The following is a 21,818-nucleotide window of genomic DNA, read 5'->3' on the forward strand; positions in this document are numbered from 1 at the left end:
TGGGCAAGTATTACCCCGTCAAATAGGGGGTGTAAAGTGATGGAATAATGGTCAATTATTGATATTATTTTTTAATAAACAATGGGTTAATTATTGATGTCGAGCGATTTCACCCGCCGTTTATCGACAGGTGAATTATTTTTTTGGCTGATAGTGGTATCCGGCTTTAGCCGGGCATCGTCTGGCGTCGTTGCTGGCTTAGCTTGCGGTATTGTTGCGGCGACATACCGACAAATTTGCTAAAAGTACTGTAAAAACGGCTGCTGGATCGGAACCCGGCAGTCAGAGCGACATCGAGGATCGTTTTGTCAGTATCGCTCAATAAGGCACGTACGTGATTGATGCGCATCGCCGTGATGTACTGCTTCATCGTCAATTGCATAACCCGCTGGAATATTCCCATCGCGTAATTAGCATTGAGTTTGACATGCTCCGCGACGTCGTTAATGGTGAGCGCCTGATCGTAGTTATCGGCAATAAATCCCAGCATCTGGCTTACGTAAAACTGCGCATGGCGTGAGACGCTATTCTTGTGGGTGCGTGATGTTTTATTGAGCAAAATGGGCTGCCAGCCGGAAAGGCTAAAGCGTTTAAGCATCAGGCCGATTTCATCGATCGCCAACTGGCGAATTTGCTCATTCGGGCTGCTTGTTTCCTGCTGCCAGCGCAACACTTCAAAGGTGCTAAGCTGCTGGGTCGCCAGTGATTTAACCACCATCCCGTGCGTGACGTGGTTGATAAGATCGCGATCCAGCGGCCAGGAGAGAAACAGGTGCATCGGCAAACTGAAAATCGCCATCTGGCGGCAGTTGCCGGGGCGGGTAAGCTGGTGTGGCGTACAGGCCCAAAACAGGGTGATATGCCCCTGCTTTATCTGCACGACTTCATTGTTGATTAAATACTCCACATCGCCGTCAAACGGAACATTCACTTCTACTTGCCCATGCCAGTGACTGCTGGCCATTCTGTGCGGCGGCCTCAGTTCAACGTCCAGTCGTTGATATTCGGAATAGAGCGACAGCGGGCTACGGGTTTGCTTTTCATCGCCGTTGCACATGTGCGGGTCGGGCGGGAGGAGGGATATTGCTTGCGTACTCATCGTCACTCCATTTCCTGAATTATCAGAATTATGCCCCTTTAGCCGGGAGGAAACCGGGAATCCGGACACAGAATCCGTCGATATTGTAGAGCGTAGCCTGACTATCAGGCCGAATACTCTGCTTTTTACGCCATTTTGTCCCAAAAACTCAGATCTCCCGCGCGCCAGCATACGATCTGAGTTTTCGGGAATGCTCATCGGGGAAGACGGAGGTTTTCACCGGGAACGCGTGCCACCATGAAGGTGTCCACTACTGTTCTGGAGAGTCATGATGACGGCACCCAAAATTACCTTTATCGGCGCAGGTTCTACGATTTTCGTCAAAAATATCCTCGGCGATGTGTTTCACCGCGAGGCGCTAAAGTCAGCGCATGTCGCCCTGATGGATATTGACGAAACCCGGCTGGAAGAGTCGCACATTGTGGTACGGAAACTGATGGACTCAGCGGGCGCTTCTGGCCGGATTACCTGCCATACCAACCAGAAAGCGGCGCTACAGGATGCGGATTTCGTGGTGGTCGCCTTTCAGATTGGCGGCTATGAACCCTGCACCGTGACCGATTTTGAGGTTTGTAAGCGTCATGGCCTGGAACAGACGATCGCCGATACGCTGGGGCCGGGCGGCATCATGCGCGCGCTGCGGACCATCCCGCATCTGTGGCGGATTTGCGAAGACATGACGGAAGTCTGTCCGAAGGCCACCATGCTCAATTACGTCAACCCGATGGCGATGAATACCTGGGCGATGTATGCCCGCTATCCGCATATCAAACAGGTCGGCCTGTGCCATTCGGTACAGGGAACAGCGGAAGAACTGGCGCGCGACCTGAATATCGATCCCGCCTCGCTGCGCTACCGCTGCGCCGGCATTAACCACATGGCGTTTTACCTGGAACTGGAGCGCAAAACGGCTGACGGGACTTATGTCGATCTCTATCCTGAATTGCTGGCGGCCTATGACGCCGGACAGGCGCCGAAGCCCAATATTCACGGCAATGAACGCTGCCAGAACATTGTGCGCTATGAGATGTTCAAAAAGTTGGGCTACTTCGTCACTGAGTCATCAGAGCATTTTGCCGAGTACACGCCGTGGTTTATTAAACCGGGACGCGAGGATCTGATTGCGCGCTACAAGGTGCCGCTGGATGAATATCCGAAACGCTGCGTAGAACAACTGGCGAACTGGCATAAAGAGCTGGAGGAGTATAAAACCGCCGAGCGTATCGACATCAAACCGTCCCGCGAGTACGCCAGCACCATTATGAACGCTCTGTGGACCGGCGAGCCGAGCGTGATTTACGGCAATGTGCGTAATGAGGGGCTGATTGATAACCTGCCGCAGGGAAGCTGCGTGGAAGTGGCTTGTCTGGTGGATGCCAACGGCATTCAACCGACGAAGGTGGGGACGATCCCTTCTCATCTGGCGGCGATGATGCAGACCAACATCAACGTGCAAACGCTGTTGACCGAAGCCATCCTCACGGAAAACCGCGATCGCGTGTATCACGCGGCGATGATGGACCCTCATACCGCAGCGGTGCTGGGTATCGAAGAAATCTATGCGTTGGTTGACGATCTGATCGCCGCGCATGGCGACTGGCTTCCGGCCTGGTTACGCCGTTAATCTCCAGCCGCGCTGGACGGCAAATCCGGCGTTTAACCTCTACTAACAGAAGGCGGGCGCTGGTAACAGCGACCCGGTACCCTATGAGCATCTCTCTGACAACAAAGCTGAGTTACGGGTTCGGTGCGTTTGGTAAGGATTTCGCCATCGGCATTGTGTATATGTACCTGATGTATTACTACACCGATGTGGTGGGACTTTCGGTCGGCCTCGTCGGCACTCTCTTTCTGGTCGCGCGAATCTGGGATGCGATAAACGATCCCATCATGGGCTGGATTGTCAACGCCACGCGTTCGCGGTGGGGGAAATTTAAGCCGTGGATATTGATCGGCACCTTAACCAATTCGCTGGTGCTTTTCCTGCTGTTCAGCGCCCATATTTTTGAGGGAACCGCGCAGGTTGTATTTGTCTGCGTAACCTACATCCTGTGGGGCATGACGTATACCATTATGGATATCCCATTTTGGTCGCTGGTGCCGACCATTACGCTTGATAAGCGAGAACGCGAACAACTGGTGCCGTTCCCGCGTTTCTTCGCCAGTCTGGCTGGCTTCGTCACTGCCGGTATAACGCTGCCGTTTGTGAGCTATGTTGGCGGGGCGGATCGTGGGTTCGGCTTTCAGATGTTTACGCTGGTACTGATTGCGTTCTTTATCGCCTCGACTATCGTGACATTACGCAACGTACATGAGGTGTACTCCTCCGACAACGGTGTAACGGCAGGCCGCCCACATCTGACGTTAAAAACGATCGTTGGATTGATATACAAAAACGATCAGCTCTCTTGCCTGTTGGGAATGGCGCTGGCGTATAACATTGCCTCCAATATTATCAATGGCTTTGCGATCTACTACTTCACCTATGTGATTGGCGATGCCGATCTTTTTCCCTATTACCTTTCTTACGCCGGCGCGGCGAATCTGCTGACGCTGATTGTCTTCCCCCGGCTGGTGAAAATGTTATCGCGGCGGATATTGTGGGCGGGCGCCTCCGTGATGCCCGTTCTGAGTTGCGCAGGGCTCTTCGCGATGGCGTTGGCGGATGTCCATAATGCCGCTTTAATCGTGGCGGCGGGTATTTTCCTGAATATCGGGACCGCGCTCTTTTGGGTGCTTCAGGTAATCATGGTGGCGGATACGGTCGATTATGGGGAATTTAAGCTCAATATTCGCTGCGAGAGTATCGCTTATTCCGTACAGACGATGGTCGTGAAGGGCGGCTCGGCGTTTGCGGCGTTCTTTATCGCTTTGGTGCTGGGGCTGATTGGCTACACGCCGAACGTGGCGCAGTCTGCGCAAACCCTGCAGGGGATGCAGTTTATTATGATTGTCCTGCCGGTACTGTTTTTCATGATGACGTTGGTTCTCTACTTCCGCTACTACCGTTTGAATGGCGACATGCTGCGCAAGATTCAGATCCACCTGCTGGATAAATACCGGAAAACGCCGCCATTCGTCGAACAGCCGGATAGCCCGGCGATTTCTGTGGTAGCGACCAGCGATGTAAAAGCGTGAGCATGTTCTCTCGTGCAGGCCGGATAAGCCGGATAAGCGTAGCGCCATCCGGCAATTAACCGATAACGCGGCCCGGGAGAACGCCGGGCCTGCCAGGTTATTTCGCGCAGTTAGCGCACTGTTTGCTGACAATCTGCTGGAAGAAATCGTTGCCTTTGTCATCCACCAGGATAAAGGCCGGGAAATCTTCTACTTCAATTTTCCAGATAGCTTCCATGCCGAGTTCCGGATATTCGACACACTCCAGATGCTTAATGCTCTGCTGTGCCAGTACCGCCGCCGGGCCGCCGATACTGCCCAAATAAAAGCCGCCATGTTTTTTACAGGCATCCGTGACCTGCTGACTACGGTTGCCTTTCGCCAGCATGATCATACTGCCGCCGTGGGATTGCAGTAGATCGACATAAGAGTCCATTCGGCCTGCGGTGGTGGGGCCTAATGAGCCAGATGGATAACCTGCCGGGGTTTTTGCCGGACCTGCGTAATAGATGGGATGGTCTTTAATATACTGCGGCAGGTCTTCGCCGGATTCAATACGCTCTTTTAGCTTCGCGTGGGCGATATCGCGACCTACGATAATGGTGCCCGTCAGCGACAGGCGAGTCGAGACCGGGTACTGCGATAGCTGGGCGAGGATCTCTTTCATCGGACGGTTGAGATCGACTTTTACCGCGTCGCCTTCGCCCGCCTGACGCAGTGCTGGCGGAATATACTGGCCCGGATTGTGTTCCAGTTTTTCGATCCAGATGCCTTCGCGGTTGATTTTCGCTTTGATGTTACGGTCTGCCGAGCAGGAGACGCCCATCCCCACCGGACAGGAAGCGCCGTGACGCGGCAGGCGAATTACGCGAATATCGTGGGCGAAATATTTCCCGCCGAACTGGGCGCCGAGGCCAAGTTTTTGCGCTTCTTCCAGCAGTTCCTGTTCCAGGTGGAGATCGCGGAATGCCTGGCCGTGCTCGTTACCTTCCGTCGGCAGCGCGTCGTAATAGTGGGTGCTGGCGAGTTTAACGGTTTTCAGCGTGCTTTCCGCCGAGGTGCCGCCAATGACAAAGGCGATATGGTATGGCGGACAGGCCGCGGTGCCCAGCGTGCGCATTTTCTCAACGAGGAAGTTTTTCAGCTTGCCTGGGGTGAGCAGCGCTTTGGTCTCCTGATAGAGATACGTTTTGTTTGCTGAACCGCCGCCTTTCGCCACGCAAAGGAACTTGTACTCGTCGCCGTCGACGGCATAGAGATCGATTTGCGCTGGCAGGTTGCTGCCGGTATTGACCTCTTTGTACATATCCAGCGGCGCGTTCTGCGAGTAGCGCAGGTTATCTTCGATATAGGTATTAAACACGCCTTTGGAGAGCGCGGCTTCATCGCCGCCGCCCGTCCAGACGCGTTGGCCTTTTTTACCCATGATAATCGCCGTGCCGGTATCCTGGCAGGTCGGCAGAACGCCTTTGGCGGCGATTTCGGAGTTTCTCAGGAATTGCAACGCCACATATTTGTCGTTTTCGCTGGCTTCGGGGTCATGGAGAATGGCGGCGACTTGCTGCTGGTGTTCAGGACGGAGCATAAAAGACGCATCATGGAAGGCTTGCTGAGCCAGCAATGTTAACGCCTGCGGCTCAACGTTGAGGATAGATTCTCCATTGAATTCACTGACGCTGACATAATCGGAGGTGAGCAGATAATACTCTGTTTTGTCCTCTCCCATCGGGAAAGGCGCCTGATAGATAAACTCTTTTTTCGACATGTGCTTCCAGCCTAATAGTAAGAAAATGTATTAAGAGCCTCACGGGCCAGGCTCTAAGTCGCGCGCCGCGCATAACCGGGCGGCGCGCGCGGCCATTACAGGAATCCGTACATTGCGGCAAAGATCCAGCCAAAGACGCAGGAGACGCTCACGCCAATCAAACCCGGCAGAATGAAGCTGTGGTTAATGACGAAGCGGCCAATACGGGTTGTGCCGGAACGGTCAAACTGAATCGCCGCCAGATCGCTTGGGTAGGTCGGCAGGATATAGTAGCCATAACATGCCGGCGCAGAGGCCACGATATACGCCGGATCGACACCGATAGCCAGCGCGACGGGAACAATCGCCGCCAGCGCCGCCGCCTGGGAGTTAACAAACTTGGAGACCAGAAGCAGAACGATGGCATAGGCCCACGGATACTCTTTGACCATTTCGCCCAGCACGCCCTGAATTTCCGACATATGCGCGCCGAACATGGTTTCCGCCATCCAGGCGATCCCGTATACCGCGACAATCGCAATCATACCGGAACGAAAAACTTCGTTTTTTGAGATAGACGCAGGATTGGTTTTGGTCAGGATGATAATGAGCGCCCCGGTCAGCAGCATGAACATCTGAATGACCAGCACCATCGACAACGGTTTGCCGCCGAAGGTTGGACGTAAGTCGGAGTCCGCGCCCAGGAGAGCGACCACGGCAATCGCCGCCAGGAAGATCCACATCGCCAGCCAGTTGCTTTTCGGCAGTTTTTTATCCAGCAGCGTCGCGGTATCGCCGTACACGTACTGACGGTTTTCCGGTACGGAAATAAATTTCTGAAACGCTTCGTCTTTATCCAGATCTTTACCGCGGAACCAACTAAAAATACCGATTGCTAGGATACCGAGCAGGGTAGACGGGATGGTGATCGACAGCAGATCGAGGAACTCCAGATGTTTTCCGTCAAATGTCACGTTGCCCAGCATCGCTACCAGAGAAACCACGGCGACGGAAACCGGACTGGCGATGATGCCCATTTGCGCGCCGATAGAACTGGCCGCCATTGGACGTTCCGGACGGATATTATTCTTGATCGCCACGTCATAGATAATCGGCAAAATGGTGTAGACCACGTGGCCTGTCCCACACAGAATCGTCAGGGTACAGGTGACGAACGGCGCCACAATAGAGACGTATTTGGGGTTGCGGCGCAGCAGCTTTTCGGCAATCTGCAACATCACATCCAGTCCGCCTGACGCCTGCAACGTTGCCGACGCGGCGACTACCGCGATAATGACCAGCATTACGTCAACGGGCGGTTTACCTGGCTGGAGATGGAAAACAAACACCAGAATGACCAGACCGATACCGCCCAACAACCCGAGCGCGATCCCGCCCTTTCGGGCACCATAAAACAGACATATTAATATTATGAGAAGCTGTATACTAAATAACATTTTTATTTATCCTCGCGATAAACCCAGTCAATTTTGATAAATGGATCACAGCCATCTTCTGATTTGTGTGAATGAGCATCAGGAAATGGCGAATATTCAATGCGCCAGTGGCGACGATTAACGATTAAGCTTTTTACAGAGTTGCTTTAAGTAATTATTTTCTTGCGATAGTGATGTTCAGAGGGGAGTACCCTCTGGCGATGGGCAGGTGGAGTCAGCGAGAGCAGTAAATTATGATTTGTCTGTTTTAAAAACAGGCGTTTATTATTTAATTTTTGTGTCTCGCCATCAGGTAAATCACGAGATAAATCGAACAGAATGTGACTTATGTGATCATTGTCACGCCATTTTTTTAAATTATTAGTATGGCGTGTGGAGACGCGTATCTGCTCACCAATATACGTATTGTCCATAGGCGTAGCACAAGCTCCATTGCTACAAACATAATTTTATTTAAGTGTCAGGAAAATTCCGGACAAATCCCTTTTTTAATAAAAATACACACTCTCGGCATGGGATAATACTTAATTAACTTTTGTTAGCGTTTTGAAATTAAAAACAGCGCAGAGCGCTGTAATAATAGAAAATAACGTTAACAGGCCTGGGGTGAGTATATTTGATCTGACACAATTTCCCAGGTTTGTTATTAATGTGATAGCGTTTTTATTGGCATTGTTATAATAAATGTTACCAGGATATAACGCTTCGCGTCGGCTTTATGCGGTATCCTTACTGACAATATTGTTTCAGTAAAGAGTAATGTTCCGGCTGAACGCGGTAGCGGTAAACCGGCCTGCCGGTCACGCCGTAATGAATACTGGTAAACAAGATATGGCAATTCACCAGCCAGATGAGATATTTACGGCAGGAGACGCGCGAGATATTCACTTCGTTGGCCAACTCGTCGGTAGAAAATTCCTGCTCCTGATGCGCATCAATCCACTGACATAAGGTGCGTAGCGTTTGCTGCGTCAGCCCTTTTGGTAGCCGACGAGGCTCCTGCTCGCTGGATGAATTACCGTGAATGAGCAGGTCAAGCTCAGACTGTTCGTAATACTGGCGTTTTTCCATCGCCGTTTTCTTACGTAGCCAGCCGGTCAACGCTTCTTCAAAGCGCGTGGCCTGAAAAGGCTTGATCAGATAATCCACCACGCCGTAGTGAAGCGAATCTTTAATGGTGGCGGCGTCAGCGGCAGAAGAAATGACAATAACGTCGCTTTTGCAGCCTGCGCTGTGCAGGACAGGCAGCAGATCCAATCCGTTTTCCTGCTGCATATAGATATCCAGCAGGATTAGGTCAATGTGATTTTCACTGTTGAAGATAAACTCTTTCGCTTTTTCCAGCGTCGAAGCGGTTCCACAACAATGAAAACCGGAGATTTGCGCGACATAGCGGCGATTTAACTCCGCGACCATCGCATCGTCATCGACAATTAATACATTGATCATAGGCTGGTCCTTTTTCCATCCCAGGGTAACTGTACAAAAAATTGTGTGAAGATCCCAGGCTCGGACTCCACGGAAATTACGCCGCCAAGTGCTTCAACCTGCTGTTTAACCAGCGCTAAACCGACGCCGCGTTCGGCGCCTTTCGACGAGACGCCTTTTTCAAAAATCGCCTCGATGCGCTCAGGTTCGATACCCGGACCGTCATCGCTCACTTCGCAATGCAGCCAGCCATGACGGTAGTGTAACGAGACGCTGATTTCGCCGCCGGATTCCTGGCTCAACGCTTCCAGAGCGTTTTCAATCAAATTACCCAGCGCCGTAATCAGCACCGTAACCTGATCTTCATTGTTATTATCCGGTAACTGGCTGTCGCTGCTTATCACCAGGCTGTGCCCGAAATCAGAGGCACGAGTAATCTTACTGAGCAAAAAGCCAGCGATAATCGGCGACTTTATTTTACCTAGCAGCAAACCGATCTCTTCCTGATAGTTATTGGCCGTCTTGATAATATACGCTTCAAGCTGCTTATAACTCTTCAGGTGCAATAATCCCAGAATCACATGTAATTTGTTCATGAATTCGTGGGATCGTTCACGGAGCGCATCCGCGTAGTTCACCATCCCGTCCAACCGCTGCATCAGTTGGCGAACTTCTGTTTTATCCCTGAAGGTGGATATCGCGCCGATAATTTCGCCGTTGCTGCGCACCGGAACGGTATTCACCAGCAGCAGGCGGCCTTTGACGATGATCTCTTCATCGCGGCGCGGCGTACCGTCACGCAACACTTCGCTAATGTCCACCACCTGTGACCAGGCATGACTCAGGGTGGATAATCTGGCGTCATCCTGCGTTTTTCGATAATCGAGCAGCGCCTGCGCCGCATGGTTAATCAACGTGACTTCGCCGCTATCATCCACGGCGATAACGCCCTCTTTGATTGACTGCAGCATTGCCTGGCGTTGTTCAAACAGGGTTGAGATCTCATAGGGTTCGAGGCCAAACAGGATACGTTTTAGCACCTTGACCAGCGCATACGTGCCTAATAACCCCACCAGAGCGCCGAACAGAATGGACCAGATAATACTGCCGCGGCTATTGTTGATCTGCTGCGTAACGTGACTGAGTTCCAGGCCAATCGCTACAACGCCAATCTGCCGGTGGCGTTCATCATAAACCGGTGTGAAAACGCGTAGAGCTTTGGCGAGAAAGCCGCGATTAATGGCAACGTTTTCCTTTCCCTGCAACGCGAGCAGAATATCATCGCCTTTGAACGGTTGGCCGATTCGCTGCGTTTCTGGGTGTGAATAACGGATGCCCTGCATATTGGTCACTACAATAAACAAAAAGCCATTATGCTGGCTCACCGCTTCGGCGAGCGGCTGAATGCCGCTTTCCGCAGGCGGTTTTTTCAGCCCCTCGCGAATTGCCGGAGAGTCCGCCAGCGAGCGAGCCACCGCCAGCGCTTTATCTGCCAGCGCGTCGCGCGTCATGCTGCTGATTTGCGAAAAATAGATCAGATGGACCACAACGAGCACCGAAAACAAAACGGCGCTGACCATCAGAATGACGGTAGTGCCGAGTTTCATGGGGCGTTTGCGTAACGCCCGGCATGGCAGGGAGTGTTTCATAGTGGACCTGAACGGACGAATCGTAAGGTTATTATCCCTGATGAGGCGTCTAATTCAAAGGCATAGGCGATGTTGCTCCAGTGTTGAAAAGCCCGTCTAGTCTTGCAGGGGGCGCTACCTGCTCATGTCGACTGGCAAACGTCATGTCGTTAATTAATATCGCCGGATACCGTGATGGGTAATTTATTTTCATCAGAATTACATAAAATAATTTTTCATTAATTTTTATAATAACGTATGCGGTATCACATTTTATTTTTACTGACGTTCAGAATGCGTTTGATCACAATCAATCAGCACAAATATTTAATCTATTATGATTAGTTTTCATTACATATTATTAATAATTATGGAAGCAATGTGAGAAATAAAAAATGGAAATAAAAAAATGGCTGAACACAACCATAACCCGACGTGATGCTATTGTCGCTACTGCAAAAGTAGGGGCGGCGGTGACGCTAAGCCAGGCGATTACGCTGCCTTTTGCTACCACTGCCCAGGCGCAGGATACCCCGATACCGAAGGATGCCAACGGCGAAACCGTCAGGCACAGCGCCTGTCTGGTCAACTGTGGCAGTCGATGCCCGCTTAAGGTTATCGTGAAAAATGATCGCATTGTGCGTATTGAGCCGGAAGACGCGAAAGATGACGCGGTATTCGGCGAGCATCAGATTCGTCCCTGCCTGCGTGGGCGTTCCAGTCGCTGGCGCGTCTATAGCCCGGATCGCATTAAGTATCCGATGAAAAGAGTGGGAAAACGCGGCGAAGGAAAATTTAAACGTATTTCATGGGATGAGGCCACGGCCTTTATTGCGGCGGAATTAACGCGTGTTAGCGAACAATATGGCCGGGAAGCTATTTATTATAATTATCAATCCGGGGCATATTATCATACGCAGGGATCGCCCGCCTGGAAGCGATTGTTAAATCTCACCGGCGGCTATTTAAATTACCATAATACCTACTCGACCGCGCAAATCGCGACGGCAACGCCCTATATGCATGGTACCTATGTCGGTAGCCATTTTACGCAGATCGCGCATTCCGATCTGGTGGTGCTATTTGGCCTGAATCTCTCAGAAACGCGGATGTCCGGCGGCGGTCAGGTTGAAGAGCTGCGCCGGGCGCTGGAGACCTCGAAAGCCCGAGTCATTATTATCGATCCGCGCTATACCGATTCGGTGATTACCGAACACGCCGAATGGCTACCGATTCGCCCAACCACGGACGCCGCGCTAGTCGCCGGCATAGCGCATACGCTGATTACCGAACAGCTTCTCGACGAGGCGCTGGTAAACCGCTATTGCGTCGGCTATGACCGTAGCACCTTGCCGGACACGGCTGCGCCTAACGCCAGCTATAAAGATTATGTTCTTGGCACGGGCGATGACGGTATCGCGAAAACCCCGGAATGGGCGGCGGATATCACCGGTATTCCGGCAACGCGTATTCGCCAACTGGCGCGCGAAATCGCCTCGGCGCGCGCCTGCTATATTTGCCAGGGCTGGGGGCCGCAGCGTCATGCCAACGGCGAACAAACCGTGCGTGCTATTCAGACGCTGCCAGCGTTAACAGGCCACTTCGGGCGGCCCGGCACCAACAATGGCAACTGGCCTTACGGTACGCCGTATGGCGTGCCATTGTTGCCTGTCGGTAAGAATCCGATCACAACCTCTATTCCTTGCTATCTGTGGACGGACGCCATTCAGCATCCGGAGAAAATGACCGCGACGACAATGGGGGTGAAAGGCGCGGACAGGCTAAAAACCGGGATTAAGCTGTTTTTCAACCAGGCCGGTAATACCTTGCTGAATCAGCACGGCGAAACGAACCGCACCCGACAAATTCTCGCGGATGAATCGCTGTGTGAAACCATTATCGTGATTGAAAACCATATGACGCCCAGCGCGATGTATGCGGACCTGCTGTTGCCGGAGACCAGCTATCTTGAGGCGGAAGACCTGGTGGACAGCTCCTATGCGGCGGGATCGCATAACTATATGATTGCGATTCAGAAAACCGTTAAACCGATGTGGGAAGTGCGCAGCACGTATGACATCTGCGCGGATATCGCCGGGCATCTTGGACTGCGCGAGCAATATACCGAGGGCCGAACTCAGGCGCAGTGGGCGGAGATGCACTATCAGCAGATCCGTGAAAAACGTCCATACCTGCCGGAGTGGAGCGTGGCGAAAGAGATGGGTGTGATTGACCAGCGTATCGCTACCGAGCAGCAGAGCCTTGCGTTTGCCGATTTCCGCGCCGACGCCGAGGCTAATCCACTCTCCACGCCGTCGGGCAAAATTGAAATTTACTCCCAGGCGCTGGCGGATCTGGCGCAAGCGTGGACGTTGCCAGAAGGCGAGCGAATTCCCGCATTGCCGGAATTTTGTCCGGCGAAAGAGTCGCACCTTAACAAAGCGCTGACGGCGAAGTATCCGTTGCAGTTAAGCGGCTTCCATACCAAAGGGCATACCCACTCGACCTACAGCAATGTGCTGATGCTGCATGAGGCGGTGCCGGATGAAGTCTGGATTAACCCGATTGACGCCAGCGCCCGCCAACTGAAGTCCGGCGATCGGGTTCATGTATTCAATGACCGCGGCGTGGTGGAGCTTCCCTGTAAAGTGACCCAGCGCATTTTACCCGGCGTGGCGGCGATGCCGCAGGGCGCGTGGACGCGGCTTGACGGCAACGGCGTTGATGTCGGCGGCTGTATCAATACGCTGACCAGCCACCATCCTTCGCCGCTGGCGAAAGGCAATCCGCAGCATACCAATCTGGTTGAAATTAAACGCGCTTAAGGAGTGATGTACGATGAAACAGTATGGCTTTTATGTTGACTCCTCGCGCTGTTCAGGCTGTAAAACCTGCCAGGTAAGCTGCAAGGATAATAAAGATCTGGATGTCGGTCCGAAACTGCGCCGCGTCTATGAATATGGCGGCGGAAGCTGGGTGAAAGAGGGGGAAAGCTGGCATCACGACACCTTTACCTACTACCTCTCTATTGCTTGTAACCATTGCGATGAGCCGGTATGTGTCTCCGGCTGTCCGACCGGGGCGATGCATAAACGCAAAGAAGATGGTCTGGTCGTGGTGGATGACAGCGTATGCGTCGGCTGTCGCTATTGTGAAATGCGCTGCCCCTACGGCGCGCCGCAGTTTGATACGCAAGCAAACGTGATGCGTAAATGCGACGGTTGTCTTGACCGACTGGAGAACAATCTGCGCCCTATCTGTGTGGACTCTTGCCCGCAGCGAGCGCTGGATTTCGGCCCTGTCGATGAATTACGGGCAAAATATGGCACGGAGAATCAAATCGCGCCGCTACCTTCGGCGTCGTTCACCCATCCTAACCTCATTATTAAACCGCATCCGAAAGCGAGACCCACGGGCGATACGGAAGGCGCAATCATGAACATTCGGGAGGTGCGCCATGCATGAGTTACCGCTGGTCTTTTTTACGGTCTTTACCCAGAGCGCGGTCGGCTCGTTTATTCTGCTGCTGATTGGCGGCGCAATGGGGCTGGTCGCGCCGCGGCGCAAGGCTATTGGTCTGTTCTCGGTGATGTGCCTGTTTGGGCTTGGCGTCATTGTCGGCACCTTCCACGTCGGGCAACCGCTGCGTGCGCTGAATATGCTGCTGCGCGTCGGACATTCGCCGATGAGTAACGAGATTGTCCTGTCGGCGGCTTTTGCGGCGCTCGGCGGGCTGGGGGCGCTCGGTTTGTTGCTGAACCGGGCGACGCCGCTGTGTAACGCGTTGGTCTGGTTGGCGGCGATAGTCGGAGTAGTCTTCTTATACGCCGTTCCGCAGATTTACCAACTGCCGACGGTGGCGACCTGGCGTTCATCTTACACCACGGCAATGATGATATTGACGCCGTTGATTGGCGGCGGCGCGTTGGCGGCATTGTTTGGCGTGCGCCGTCTGGGGCTACTGGTCAGCGTGTTGGCGATTTTGGTGAGCTTTTGTCTGCGCCCGGGCTATATGGCGACGCTGATGAGCGCCGATAGCGCTCTGACCGCCGCGCAGCATAGCTGGTTTACCGCCCAGGCGATATTGCTGGCGGCGGGCGTGGTCGGGGTGGTGGTCTGCGCGCGCCTGAAATCGAGCGCTGCGGTGCTGGCCATGACGGCTGTGGTGGTTATCGCGGCGGAGTTGGCGGGTAGGATTGCGTTTTACAATCTGTGGACGCTGCCAATGTAGTTTTTTGCCCGGTTTATGCCATGTAAGCCTGATCAGCGTAGCGTCATCAGGCGAAATATTTCAGGAGCTATTGCTATGCTTTCCCGTGCTGTTTTGCCGCGTATCCTCGGCGCACTGTTTTACTACTCCCCTGAGAGGCCGGAGGTGAAAGCGTTGTTCGATTGTTTGCCAACGTTGCCTGAGCTTTACCCCTGGCGCGATCGCGGACATATTGAATCACTGTGTGCGTCATGGTCGCTACCGGATGATGATGCGCTTACATGGCAATTTTCTGTGTTGTTTGAAGGCCAGGGAAAGATGCCCGTCCCGCCCTGGGGATCGGTCTATCTGGAAAAAGATAATTTGCTGATGGGGGAAACCACCGCCGATTATCGAGCTTTTTTACAGTCGCAGGGAATGGTATTCACTGGCCGTGAACGCGAGCCGGAAGATCAGTTTGGCCTGATGCTATTGGCCTGTAGCGATCTGCTGGCACGAGGCGACAACGTGGCGGCCAACCGGTTACTGGAGGCGCATCTGCTGCCCTGGGGATTCCGCTATCTGGAATTGCTGCAACGCAATACCGTTAGCGCCTTCTATGCCCGGCTTGCCGTCGTAGCGACCTGTTATCTGCAGGATGTTCAGCAGCAACAGGGACTACAGCCTGAGAATAAACGGTTGTTTTTCTGAGGTATTGGTCGGGTTTTGATGGCGTGCCGTAATACTTGTGCCGCCATTGTGCCCGCTGTTGCGTCAGCGGGCACAGTTTACTATTACAGCTCCGGCGTCTTTTTGAAACCGGTCAGCATCAGCACCAGGCTCTGTTTTGAGTTCGCTGGCGTAAAGTCGTAGTGATTTCCCTGACGGTCGCCGCCGATATACCAGGATATTTCCGTTTTCCCTTCCGCTAGCGCTTTGCGCACCGCTTTATCGACATCAACCATGCGATACTCATGTGAATGGTTTAGATATAATACGGCATCGGAACGGTAATTGATCGCCGGTTTATTGTTCCAGGACACGGTACTGACGTGCCAGTCACTGCTGGTCGGGTAAAAGAAAATTTGATCGGCGCCGTTCGCTTCCGTTTTGCCGCCAAAAAGGCGAATACGGTATTTGAATAGCGAAGCGTCCATATTGGCAGGCAGGGGCGGGATCTTAAATTTCACCAGCGTGAGCGTTTCCGGGTGCTGCGTGCGTCCGCCATTTGTCCAGTCATCCTGTACGTACAAGGTATCGACGCTGGCATGAGGCTTGTCGTCTTCGCTGCTTACCCAGGTATTTTCTTCCGCTTTACTGTAGGCGTAAGGAACCGTAGTGCCGCAATCCAGTCCCTGATTCATACACAGATCCGTCATAAACTGCGCGCCATCTTCCGTCCAGCCATTCATAAAATCGGCATGGGCGGTATAAAGACTTCCCCAGCGCTCTTCCCGGGTTTCGCCATGCATTACCGGGTCCATCGACAATTCTACTTTGGACGTATCCAGCGAGGAGATCTGCGGGAGTACCCAGGCGATGTTCATATTAACCGTCGGGATTTTGACCGGATAGTCTGCGGAACATTTCCCGTGGTCGGCATAGATAGCGTTATTGTGGCTATGGGTTGGTTTCAGGTTGACGCCATCCCAACAGTTGGGGAAAGCGATCCCGATATTAAACTGGACGGCATCGCCCGCTTTACGCAGGCCGCATATTTCGCCTACCTTGTTGGTGTAACCTTTGCCGTTGGCACATAAAAAGGTGATTGCGGAACTGGGGCCAGTACCGTGATGATCGCCTGCCAGTAACTCCAGCCCGGCCGGGAATGGATGGAGCGGATATTGCGCTACATTTGTGGATTGATAATAGGTCTTTTGGTAGGCCGGATTTACGATTTCACCATCAGGTAATTTCATGGACGGCGCCCAGTAAGCGGAGCTGTCGGCTTTATTATCACAGGTGGTATCGGGTTGCGCGCGCAACGTCTGGTAGGTAGAGACCGCATCGGTGTGGGTGTTGCCAAAAAAGTCATGCCACATCGCCTGATTCGCTTTACCAAACATCATAATCGCGTCATCGCCCAGCGTGTGGTGATAGCCGCACACGACATGCGCCTGAGGACCGGCATGGGCCGGGAATGCGCCAGCGGCAACGAGCGTAGCCAGGCTGACGGTAATAAGGTTGAGTTTCATTTTTTTGCTGCCCGGTTGAATAGAAGTGGGAGCAGCAATAGCAGATCAAATTGCGGTGTTACATCTCATTAATTATCACTTTTTGTCATTTGCCCTGCATACAGGGGCGAATTTGCAGACGTACTATTTAAATAATTAGCCGAAACCACCCTCCTCTTGATTATGTCAATTTACAAAAAGGGTACGTTAGTGATTAAAATCGGGCTTTTTGTGATAACCCTCACTATTTCATTTTGCCTATGCTAATGGCGCTCGCCATAACCGAATAACGATTCTATCGGACATCGGCTTTATTTTTAAGAAATGCGTTACGACATCAGTCGTGACGCGATCTGCTATGGATTTTTTATGAGATTACTAAAACGCGTTATTGTGGTTGTACTCTTGGGCGTGATTTTATTTATGGTCAGGGACGATATACGCTATGTTTATCAACTGATCCTCAAATATGGTGATAAACCCTCGGCGCTGGCACTGAGTAGCTATAAAGCGGTTATTCAGCAAAAACCAGTCGCAGGAGTTAAGAGTAACCTTTCAGGTTTGACCTACTCCGCCGAAGACAGGATGCTTTTCGCCGTTATTAATAATCCCCCTGAACTGGTCTGGTTAACGACAGAAGGGCAGCTGGTAGGGCGGATGCCGCTGCAGGGTATCCACGACCCGGAGTCTATTGCATGGAGTGGGGGCAACCAGTTCCAGATAGGCAGTGAGAAAGATGGCGCGGTCTATAAAACACAGGTGGATATTCAGCGCGGCGCCATGCAGATAATCTCCATGGTGAAGCTTGAGGGCTATGACAAAGCAAAAAATAAAGGGCTGGAAGGTACGGCATGGGATGCGAAAAATGAGAGATTATATGCCGCAAAAGAAAGAAAACCCATTATGATCAAAGAAGTAGAGATGAGCAAAAATGGTATCACCAGAGCGTTGCCTTCTGCCATCACTGCGAGTGTGAGCGATGTCTCCGGACTTGAATACCATGCCCCAACGGATTCGCTGCTGGTGTTGTCGGACGAGTCAAAAATGATTCTGGAGGTCAGTTCCGAGTGGCGGGTGCGCGATCGATTGTTCCTGACGGCGGAGTGGTCAGGGCTCAGAGACGATATACCCCAACCAGAAGGGATTGCCATGGATAATGAAAATAATTTGTATATTGTGAGTGAACCAAATCTGTTTTATAAATTTTCGTGTGATATACAGAATGACTAAAATCTATTTTTACTGTCACAGTATGCTAAAACAGAACAAGATTGTTAATACCATGATTTGACGATTGCTTGATTCGTTGATTCATTGTTGGGGATATTTATGTTTTACTTACCTCAGTAACGGATTACTTTGTGGTGTAGCGTAACGGTAATTGTCCTCCTCATATTTGCGGCAGCGTAGTCTGCCGCTTTTTTTTTATAAATTAACTCTCTCTGTAATAATTAACAGACAATGAATATTATTCTGTTTTTTCAGCAGGCCTCCGAAGAGACCTCGCATGGTGATGTTTAGTTATCAGGCATAATATTCTTCATCAACACTTACCGAATGCCATGTCGCCTCGCTAAGCGAAATCATTTCATCTACGCCGGAACTCTTGTTAACCGGGTTTTTCGTCGGCGATGTGCCTGTAAATGTTCCACTGGCGGCGGCGCTATTACCAGCGGGATCGGTGGCCGTTATGGTGTACTGATTTGCCCCCGACAGAATAGCGGGTTGCGGAACAGAAACATGTCAGTTACTGATATCGTTATCGATACTGGCGGTGTAGTCCGTATCGTTGACCGTGACCTTCACCTGAATATCCTGATGCGCCTCCACGACTCCCTTAAGGGTGACGGTGTTATCCAGACTGTTAACAGTCGATCCCAACGTTGGTTCGGCGGACGGTTGTGTATCAATAGTCAGCTTAATTGTTGCGTGAGCTTCTGAGGAGCCGATGAAGGTCGGTGTATTGATGTTAGTGATATTATCGCCTCTGGCGCCAATATCACTATTATCCTTCATGGAACGTACTGGTGGTGTAGAGTCTATCGTCAGCCAGCCGATAGACAGCGAAGAATTATCCATAGCGTTTGCGGAACGAACACTGATTGATCAGCTTTCATTCACTGCTGTTCCCGGAGATTTTATGGGTATTATCGGTACATCAGGTTCAGGTAAATCTTCTTTAATCAAAGCACTATCAAATTCCAGTCATTGCTATACGGGAACAGTTAAATTAAACAACGTAGATATCACACCGATCTCTGAAGATGATATCCAGAGTTGCCTTGCCTACCACTCTACCAACATTTTAGGAAAAATTACGTAATATCGACTGATATATAAAACTCATTCAGCATCAAATGGATTAATTCAACATCAGTAGTAATATCCATTTTTTTATAGGCTGATCTCTTTTGTGTTGAAATCGTTTTTATATTTCGATCTAATAAATTTGAGCAACTTTTAACAGATAATCCTGCTGCCACGTAATAAATAACTTTTTTTTCGCTCAATGTTAGGTCGAATTTTTTAGCGAGCAACAGAATCCCATCTCTTATATTAATATGTTTTGCTTTGTTCTTATACTGCATTGTCAGATATCTCAATTAACATATTGATGACGAGAGGAAGATAAAAACGCTAAAAATTCCGATGGTGTAGTTTTGAAATGTTTTTTAAAAACGCATGTAAAATAAGAAGCACTATCATAACCACACATATAAGCCACTCGAGTAATATTATATTCACTATTGCGTAGAAGTTTTGTCGCTTTATTCATTCGCGCATTAAGGTAAACTTCGCTGAATGAGGTGTGCTCTTGTTTCAATTTCCTTTTTAATGTGGAACAACTCATATAGAGTGAGTCAGAAATATCCTTGAGCGCCCATTTTCGACTTATGTCGCTTATAATAATATTATAGATGTTTTCGGCTAATGTATTTTGCGATAGTTCTCTGAAGAGAGCAAATGCTTCAGGTTCATAGATGAACTCTGAAAGCAGAAATCTTATTAAATATTCCTTTTTATCTTGGGATAATTTCTGGCTTTTATTTGAAGAGTGTAAGAGGTTGAATACTCTTGCTACGCCTGTTTCTATTGGCGCTAACAGATGTTTTGTCGTCGGTTTTGTTAATGGGGCCGAAAAGTCTGCATGTTCATACAGAAAAAAATTATAAGCATTTTTTATTGACGCTGAATCTAATTCAATTAAATTATAATTTAACTGTTCATGAGTCTCTTCCATAGTGATATGAATGGTTTGATCTTTAGCTAAAAATATTAACATTGGCCCTGATGCCGTAATATACTCCCCGGACGATGTCGTAATTGAAATTTTACCCGTGGTGAGCTTGATGAGTACGGACTGCAGTAAATTTAATCCCTGAAGTGATAAGGATTTCCTCTGCCAGTTTTGCGCTGATTGTAAACATTCAATGCTCCCCACCTGGACAGGTGAGGGATTAAATACTTTTAGCATGATAATTTCCTTTTATTAAATGTGCGTGTAAATCAAAATTATTCTGAAAAATATTTCAAAAGAAAACTAATATATAGCTATATAATTATTTGCGAACTTAAGGTATCAGGTGGCGATCTTTTCATTTTCTATGGAAAATGCTATTTTATATTGCATTTCTACATATTATAGTATCGTTAAAAAACTATGTCGCGTATAAAAAAAAGATGGAAATTTACAAGAATTGGCTCATGTTATTATCAATTTATCTCTTTAAAATTTGAATTAAGTAATAATTGCCTTTAATCTTTTAGAGAATAGCTCTTTAATTTCATGGAGGTAGTTAGCATGAGGTATAAGATCTGATGTTAATTTGTGATAAGGTTTATCCTGGATGTAAATATTAACGCTCTCGGCCAGGAAAGGCATACAACGCGGTAAATATATACTGCGGCGGGTAGACGGTGTAGCGATATCCGGAAGTTTGAGGGGAGGGGAAGCATTCAATCGTATGGTTGGCTTTATGAAAAACGGTGTAACACGTTAGTGAGGTTCTTTGATCTTACCCAGCAATAGTGGTCACGTGACTAAGTGAGTAAACTCTCAAGCAAGAGGTGACTCATATGAAAAAACCAGCATCAACCACCAAAAAGCCACGCAAGCAGCACACGCCTGAATTTCGCAGGAAGCCCTGAAACTGGCTGAACGCATTGGGGGGCCGCTGCCGCCCGCGAGCTTAACCTGTATGAATCACAGCTCTACAACTGGCGAAGCAAACAGCAAAATCAGCTCTCTTCTTCTGACCGCGAACAGGCGATGCCCGCAGAGATCGCCCATCTGAAGCGTCCGCTGGCAGAAGGGGATGAGGAACTGGCCATTCTCCAGAAGGCCGCGGCATACTTCGCGAGGCGCCTGAAATGAAGTATGTCTTCATCGAAAAACATCAGGCTGAATTCAGTACCAAAGCCATGTGCCGTGTACTTCAGGTTGCCCGTAGTGGCTGGTACGTCTGGCATCAGCGTCGTCATCAGATAAACCAGCGTCAGCAGTTCCGCCTTATCTGTGATAACGTCGCCCGGGAGGCATTCAGTGACGCAAACAGCGCTATGGTGCGCCACGCCTGACGGATGTATAACATAAAAACCGTGGCGGCCAGCTTGCGATGCGTTACAGATGGTGCAATGGCGGCGTAAACGACTGGGAAAGTCAGCGTGCATACAGACAGAGGTGGTCAGTACTATTCAACGGATTAGCAGAGCTTACTGAAACGACATAATCTGCGGGGGAGTATGAGCACCAGAGGCTGTTGTTATGACAATGCCTGTGCAGAAAGCTTCTTTCACACGCTGAAGGTGGAATGTATCCACGGAGAGGGCTTTGCCAGCTGGGAAATAATGCAGACAGCAGTGTTTAATGATATCGAGTGTGATTACAATCAACGGCGTCGTCACAGTGCCTGTGGCAGTCTCAGTCCGGAACAATTTGAAAACCAGAACCTTGCTTAGGGTTGTGTCCATATTACGCGGGT

18 protein-coding genes and 3 pseudogenes are annotated in these 21,818 nt (G+C 50.4%); 9 read left to right on the plus strand and 12 right to left on the minus strand.

Annotated elements, in window-relative coordinates; all coding sequences use genetic code 11:
- Window positions 1–166: 166 nt before the first annotated feature.
- Window positions 167–1,099, minus strand: a complete 933-nt coding sequence (gene melR / locus ACLJRS_RS14545) for a transcriptional regulator MelR (RefSeq protein ID WP_000106992.1) — start codon at window positions 1,097–1,099, stop codon at window positions 167–169.
- 268 nt (window positions 1,100–1,367) lie between these two features.
- On the opposite strand from melR, the gene melA reads away from it, so the two are divergent.
- Together melA and melB are read left to right on the plus strand one after the other, a co-directional pair.
- Entirely contained in the window at window positions 1,368–2,723 is a 1,356-nt protein-coding gene (melA, locus tag ACLJRS_RS14550) for an alpha-galactosidase (protein ID WP_001527488.1), read from the plus strand.
- An 83-nt stretch (window positions 2,724–2,806) separates the two neighbouring features.
- Complete coding sequence (gene melB, locus ACLJRS_RS14555; RefSeq protein WP_410957836.1) at window positions 2,807–4,237, plus strand: melibiose:sodium transporter MelB; 1,431 nt, start codon at window positions 2,807–2,809, stop codon at window positions 4,235–4,237.
- Window positions 4,238–4,334: 97 nt separating this feature from the next.
- Here the strand turns inward: melB and fumA are convergent, their stop codons facing one another.
- The 5 genes from fumA to ACLJRS_RS14580 form a co-directional block, all read right to left on the minus strand.
- Window positions 4,335–5,981: a class I fumarate hydratase FumA gene (gene fumA / locus ACLJRS_RS14560; protein ID WP_000037202.1), complete on the minus strand. Its 1,647-nt coding sequence runs from the start codon at window positions 5,979–5,981 to the stop codon at window positions 4,335–4,337.
- Window positions 5,982–6,076: 95 nt separating this feature from the next.
- Window positions 6,077–7,417: an anaerobic C4-dicarboxylate transporter DcuB gene (gene dcuB / locus ACLJRS_RS14565; protein WP_000899149.1), complete on the minus strand. Its 1,341-nt coding sequence runs from the start codon at window positions 7,415–7,417 to the stop codon at window positions 6,077–6,079.
- A gap of 146 nt (window positions 7,418–7,563) precedes the next feature.
- The gene (locus ACLJRS_RS14570) at window positions 7,564–7,830 is read right to left on the minus strand and encodes a hypothetical protein (protein WP_410957837.1); all 267 of its coding nucleotides are present in this window, start codon (window positions 7,828–7,830) and stop codon (window positions 7,564–7,566) included.
- 316 nt (window positions 7,831–8,146) lie between these two features.
- The gene (gene dcuR / locus ACLJRS_RS14575; RefSeq protein WP_000611307.1) at window positions 8,147–8,866 is read right to left on the minus strand and encodes a two-component system response regulator DcuR; all 720 of its coding nucleotides are present in this window, start codon (window positions 8,864–8,866) and stop codon (window positions 8,147–8,149) included.
- Window positions 8,863–10,494, minus strand: coding sequence for a sensor histidine kinase (locus tag ACLJRS_RS14580; RefSeq protein ID WP_000682894.1), 1,632 nt, complete (start codon window positions 10,492–10,494; stop codon window positions 8,863–8,865). The genes dcuR and ACLJRS_RS14580 overlap by 4 nt, the downstream gene beginning before the upstream one ends.
- Before the next feature lie 374 nt (window positions 10,495–10,868).
- Between ACLJRS_RS14580 and ACLJRS_RS14585 the strand changes: the two genes are divergently transcribed.
- The 4 genes from ACLJRS_RS14585 to ACLJRS_RS14600 all read left to right on the plus strand — a co-directional run bounded on the left by ACLJRS_RS14585 (window position 10,869) and on the right by ACLJRS_RS14600 (window position 15,373).
- Window positions 10,869–13,298: a DMSO/selenate family reductase complex A subunit gene (locus ACLJRS_RS14585; RefSeq protein ID WP_000403490.1), complete on the plus strand. Its 2,430-nt coding sequence runs from the start codon at window positions 10,869–10,871 to the stop codon at window positions 13,296–13,298.
- 13 nt (window positions 13,299–13,311) lie between these two features.
- A complete protein-coding gene (locus tag ACLJRS_RS14590) occupies window positions 13,312–13,938 on the plus strand; it encodes a DMSO/selenate family reductase complex B subunit (RefSeq protein WP_000816143.1) in 627 nt (208 codons plus the stop codon).
- Window positions 13,931–14,704 carry a dimethyl sulfoxide reductase anchor subunit family protein gene (locus tag ACLJRS_RS14595; RefSeq protein WP_000544933.1) on the plus strand — a complete coding sequence of 258 codons (774 nt, stop codon included), beginning with the start codon at window positions 13,931–13,933 and terminating at the stop codon, window positions 14,702–14,704. The genes ACLJRS_RS14590 and ACLJRS_RS14595 overlap by 8 nt, the downstream gene beginning before the upstream one ends.
- A 75-nt stretch (window positions 14,705–14,779) precedes the next feature.
- A complete protein-coding gene (locus tag ACLJRS_RS14600; RefSeq protein ID WP_001575311.1) occupies window positions 14,780–15,373 on the plus strand; it encodes a molecular chaperone in 594 nt (197 codons plus the stop codon).
- An 83-nt stretch (window positions 15,374–15,456) separates the two neighbouring features.
- Here the strand turns inward: ACLJRS_RS14600 and ACLJRS_RS14605 are convergent, their stop codons facing one another.
- Entirely contained in the window at window positions 15,457–16,857 is a 1,401-nt protein-coding gene (locus tag ACLJRS_RS14605) for a DUF1996 domain-containing protein (protein ID WP_000773785.1), read from the minus strand.
- A gap of 303 nt (window positions 16,858–17,160) precedes the next feature.
- On the opposite strand from ACLJRS_RS14605, the gene ACLJRS_RS14610 reads away from it, so the two are divergent.
- The gene (locus ACLJRS_RS14610; RefSeq protein ID WP_001268195.1) at window positions 17,161–18,066 is read left to right on the plus strand and encodes an SdiA-regulated domain-containing protein; all 906 of its coding nucleotides are present in this window, start codon (window positions 17,161–17,163) and stop codon (window positions 18,064–18,066) included.
- Between the two features lie 294 nt (window positions 18,067–18,360).
- On the opposite strand, the pseudogene ACLJRS_RS14615 reads toward ACLJRS_RS14610, so the two are convergent.
- Window positions 18,361–18,492, minus strand: a pseudogene (locus ACLJRS_RS14615) (hypothetical protein); the annotation flags it as partial.
- Between the two features lie 117 nt (window positions 18,493–18,609).
- Window positions 18,610–18,915, minus strand: a pseudogene (locus ACLJRS_RS14620) (Ig-like domain-containing protein); the annotation flags it as partial.
- Here ACLJRS_RS14620 and ACLJRS_RS14625 point away from each other — a divergent pair.
- Window positions 18,851–19,159: an ATP-binding cassette domain-containing protein gene (locus ACLJRS_RS14625; protein WP_072095651.1), complete on the plus strand. Its 309-nt coding sequence runs from the start codon at window positions 18,851–18,853 to the stop codon at window positions 19,157–19,159. The pseudogene ACLJRS_RS14620 and the gene ACLJRS_RS14625 overlap by 65 nt on opposite strands.
- Here the strand turns inward: ACLJRS_RS14625 and rtsB are convergent.
- From rtsB to ACLJRS_RS14640, 3 genes are all read right to left on the minus strand, one after another.
- Window positions 19,152–19,439 carry a transcriptional regulator RtsB gene (rtsB, locus tag ACLJRS_RS14630; protein ID WP_001269916.1) on the minus strand — a complete coding sequence of 96 codons (288 nt, stop codon included), beginning with the start codon at window positions 19,437–19,439 and terminating at the stop codon, window positions 19,152–19,154. The two genes, ACLJRS_RS14625 and rtsB, sit on opposite strands and share 8 nt — an antisense overlap.
- Window positions 19,436–20,311: an AraC family transcriptional regulator gene (locus ACLJRS_RS14635; RefSeq protein WP_000921674.1), complete on the minus strand. Its 876-nt coding sequence runs from the start codon at window positions 20,309–20,311 to the stop codon at window positions 19,436–19,438. The genes rtsB and ACLJRS_RS14635 overlap by 4 nt, the downstream gene beginning before the upstream one ends.
- Before the next feature lie 264 nt (window positions 20,312–20,575).
- Complete coding sequence (locus ACLJRS_RS14640) at window positions 20,576–20,797, minus strand: hypothetical protein (RefSeq protein WP_001576552.1); 222 nt, start codon at window positions 20,795–20,797, stop codon at window positions 20,576–20,578.
- 116 nt (window positions 20,798–20,913) lie between these two features.
- Here ACLJRS_RS14640 and ACLJRS_RS14645 point away from each other — a divergent pair.
- Window positions 20,914–21,795, plus strand: a pseudogene (locus ACLJRS_RS14645) (IS3 family transposase).
- The last annotated feature ends 23 nt before the right edge of the window (window positions 21,796–21,818 follow it).

The organism is Salmonella sp. SAL00670 (assembly GCF_046552235.1).
Classification (GTDB): domain Bacteria; phylum Pseudomonadota; class Gammaproteobacteria; order Enterobacterales; family Enterobacteriaceae; genus Salmonella; species Salmonella enterica.

Coding starts and splice junctions, on each gene's coding strand:
- melR (WP_000106992.1), bottom strand. CDS start 1,099: ATGAGTACGCAAGCAATATCCCTCCTCCCGCCCGACCCGCACATGTGC.
- melA (WP_001527488.1), top strand. CDS start 1,368: ATGATGACGGCACCCAAAATTACCTTTATCGGCGCAGGTTCTACGATT.
- melB (WP_410957836.1), top strand. CDS start 2,807: ATGAGCATCTCTCTGACAACAAAGCTGAGTTACGGGTTCGGTGCGTTT.
- fumA (WP_000037202.1), bottom strand. CDS start 5,981: ATGTCGAAAAAAGAGTTTATCTATCAGGCGCCTTTCCCGATGGGAGAG.
- dcuB (WP_000899149.1), bottom strand. CDS start 7,417: ATGTTATTTAGTATACAGCTTCTCATAATATTAATATGTCTGTTTTAT.
- ACLJRS_RS14570 (WP_410957837.1), bottom strand. CDS start 7,830: ATGGACAATACGTATATTGGTGAGCAGATACGCGTCTCCACACGCCAT.
- dcuR (WP_000611307.1), bottom strand. CDS start 8,866: ATGATCAATGTATTAATTGTCGATGACGATGCGATGGTCGCGGAGTTA.
- ACLJRS_RS14580 (WP_000682894.1), bottom strand. CDS start 10,494: ATGAAACACTCCCTGCCATGCCGGGCGTTACGCAAACGCCCCATGAAA.
- ACLJRS_RS14585 (WP_000403490.1), top strand. CDS start 10,869: ATGGAAATAAAAAAATGGCTGAACACAACCATAACCCGACGTGATGCT.
- ACLJRS_RS14590 (WP_000816143.1), top strand. CDS start 13,312: ATGAAACAGTATGGCTTTTATGTTGACTCCTCGCGCTGTTCAGGCTGT.
- ACLJRS_RS14595 (WP_000544933.1), top strand. CDS start 13,931: ATGCATGAGTTACCGCTGGTCTTTTTTACGGTCTTTACCCAGAGCGCG.
- ACLJRS_RS14600 (WP_001575311.1), top strand. CDS start 14,780: ATGCTTTCCCGTGCTGTTTTGCCGCGTATCCTCGGCGCACTGTTTTAC.
- ACLJRS_RS14605 (WP_000773785.1), bottom strand. CDS start 16,857: ATGAAACTCAACCTTATTACCGTCAGCCTGGCTACGCTCGTTGCCGCT.
- ACLJRS_RS14610 (WP_001268195.1), top strand. CDS start 17,161: ATGCGTTACGACATCAGTCGTGACGCGATCTGCTATGGATTTTTTATG.
- ACLJRS_RS14625 (WP_072095651.1), top strand. CDS start 18,851: ATGGAACGTACTGGTGGTGTAGAGTCTATCGTCAGCCAGCCGATAGAC.
- ACLJRS_RS14635 (WP_000921674.1), bottom strand. CDS start 20,311: ATGCTAAAAGTATTTAATCCCTCACCTGTCCAGGTGGGGAGCATTGAA.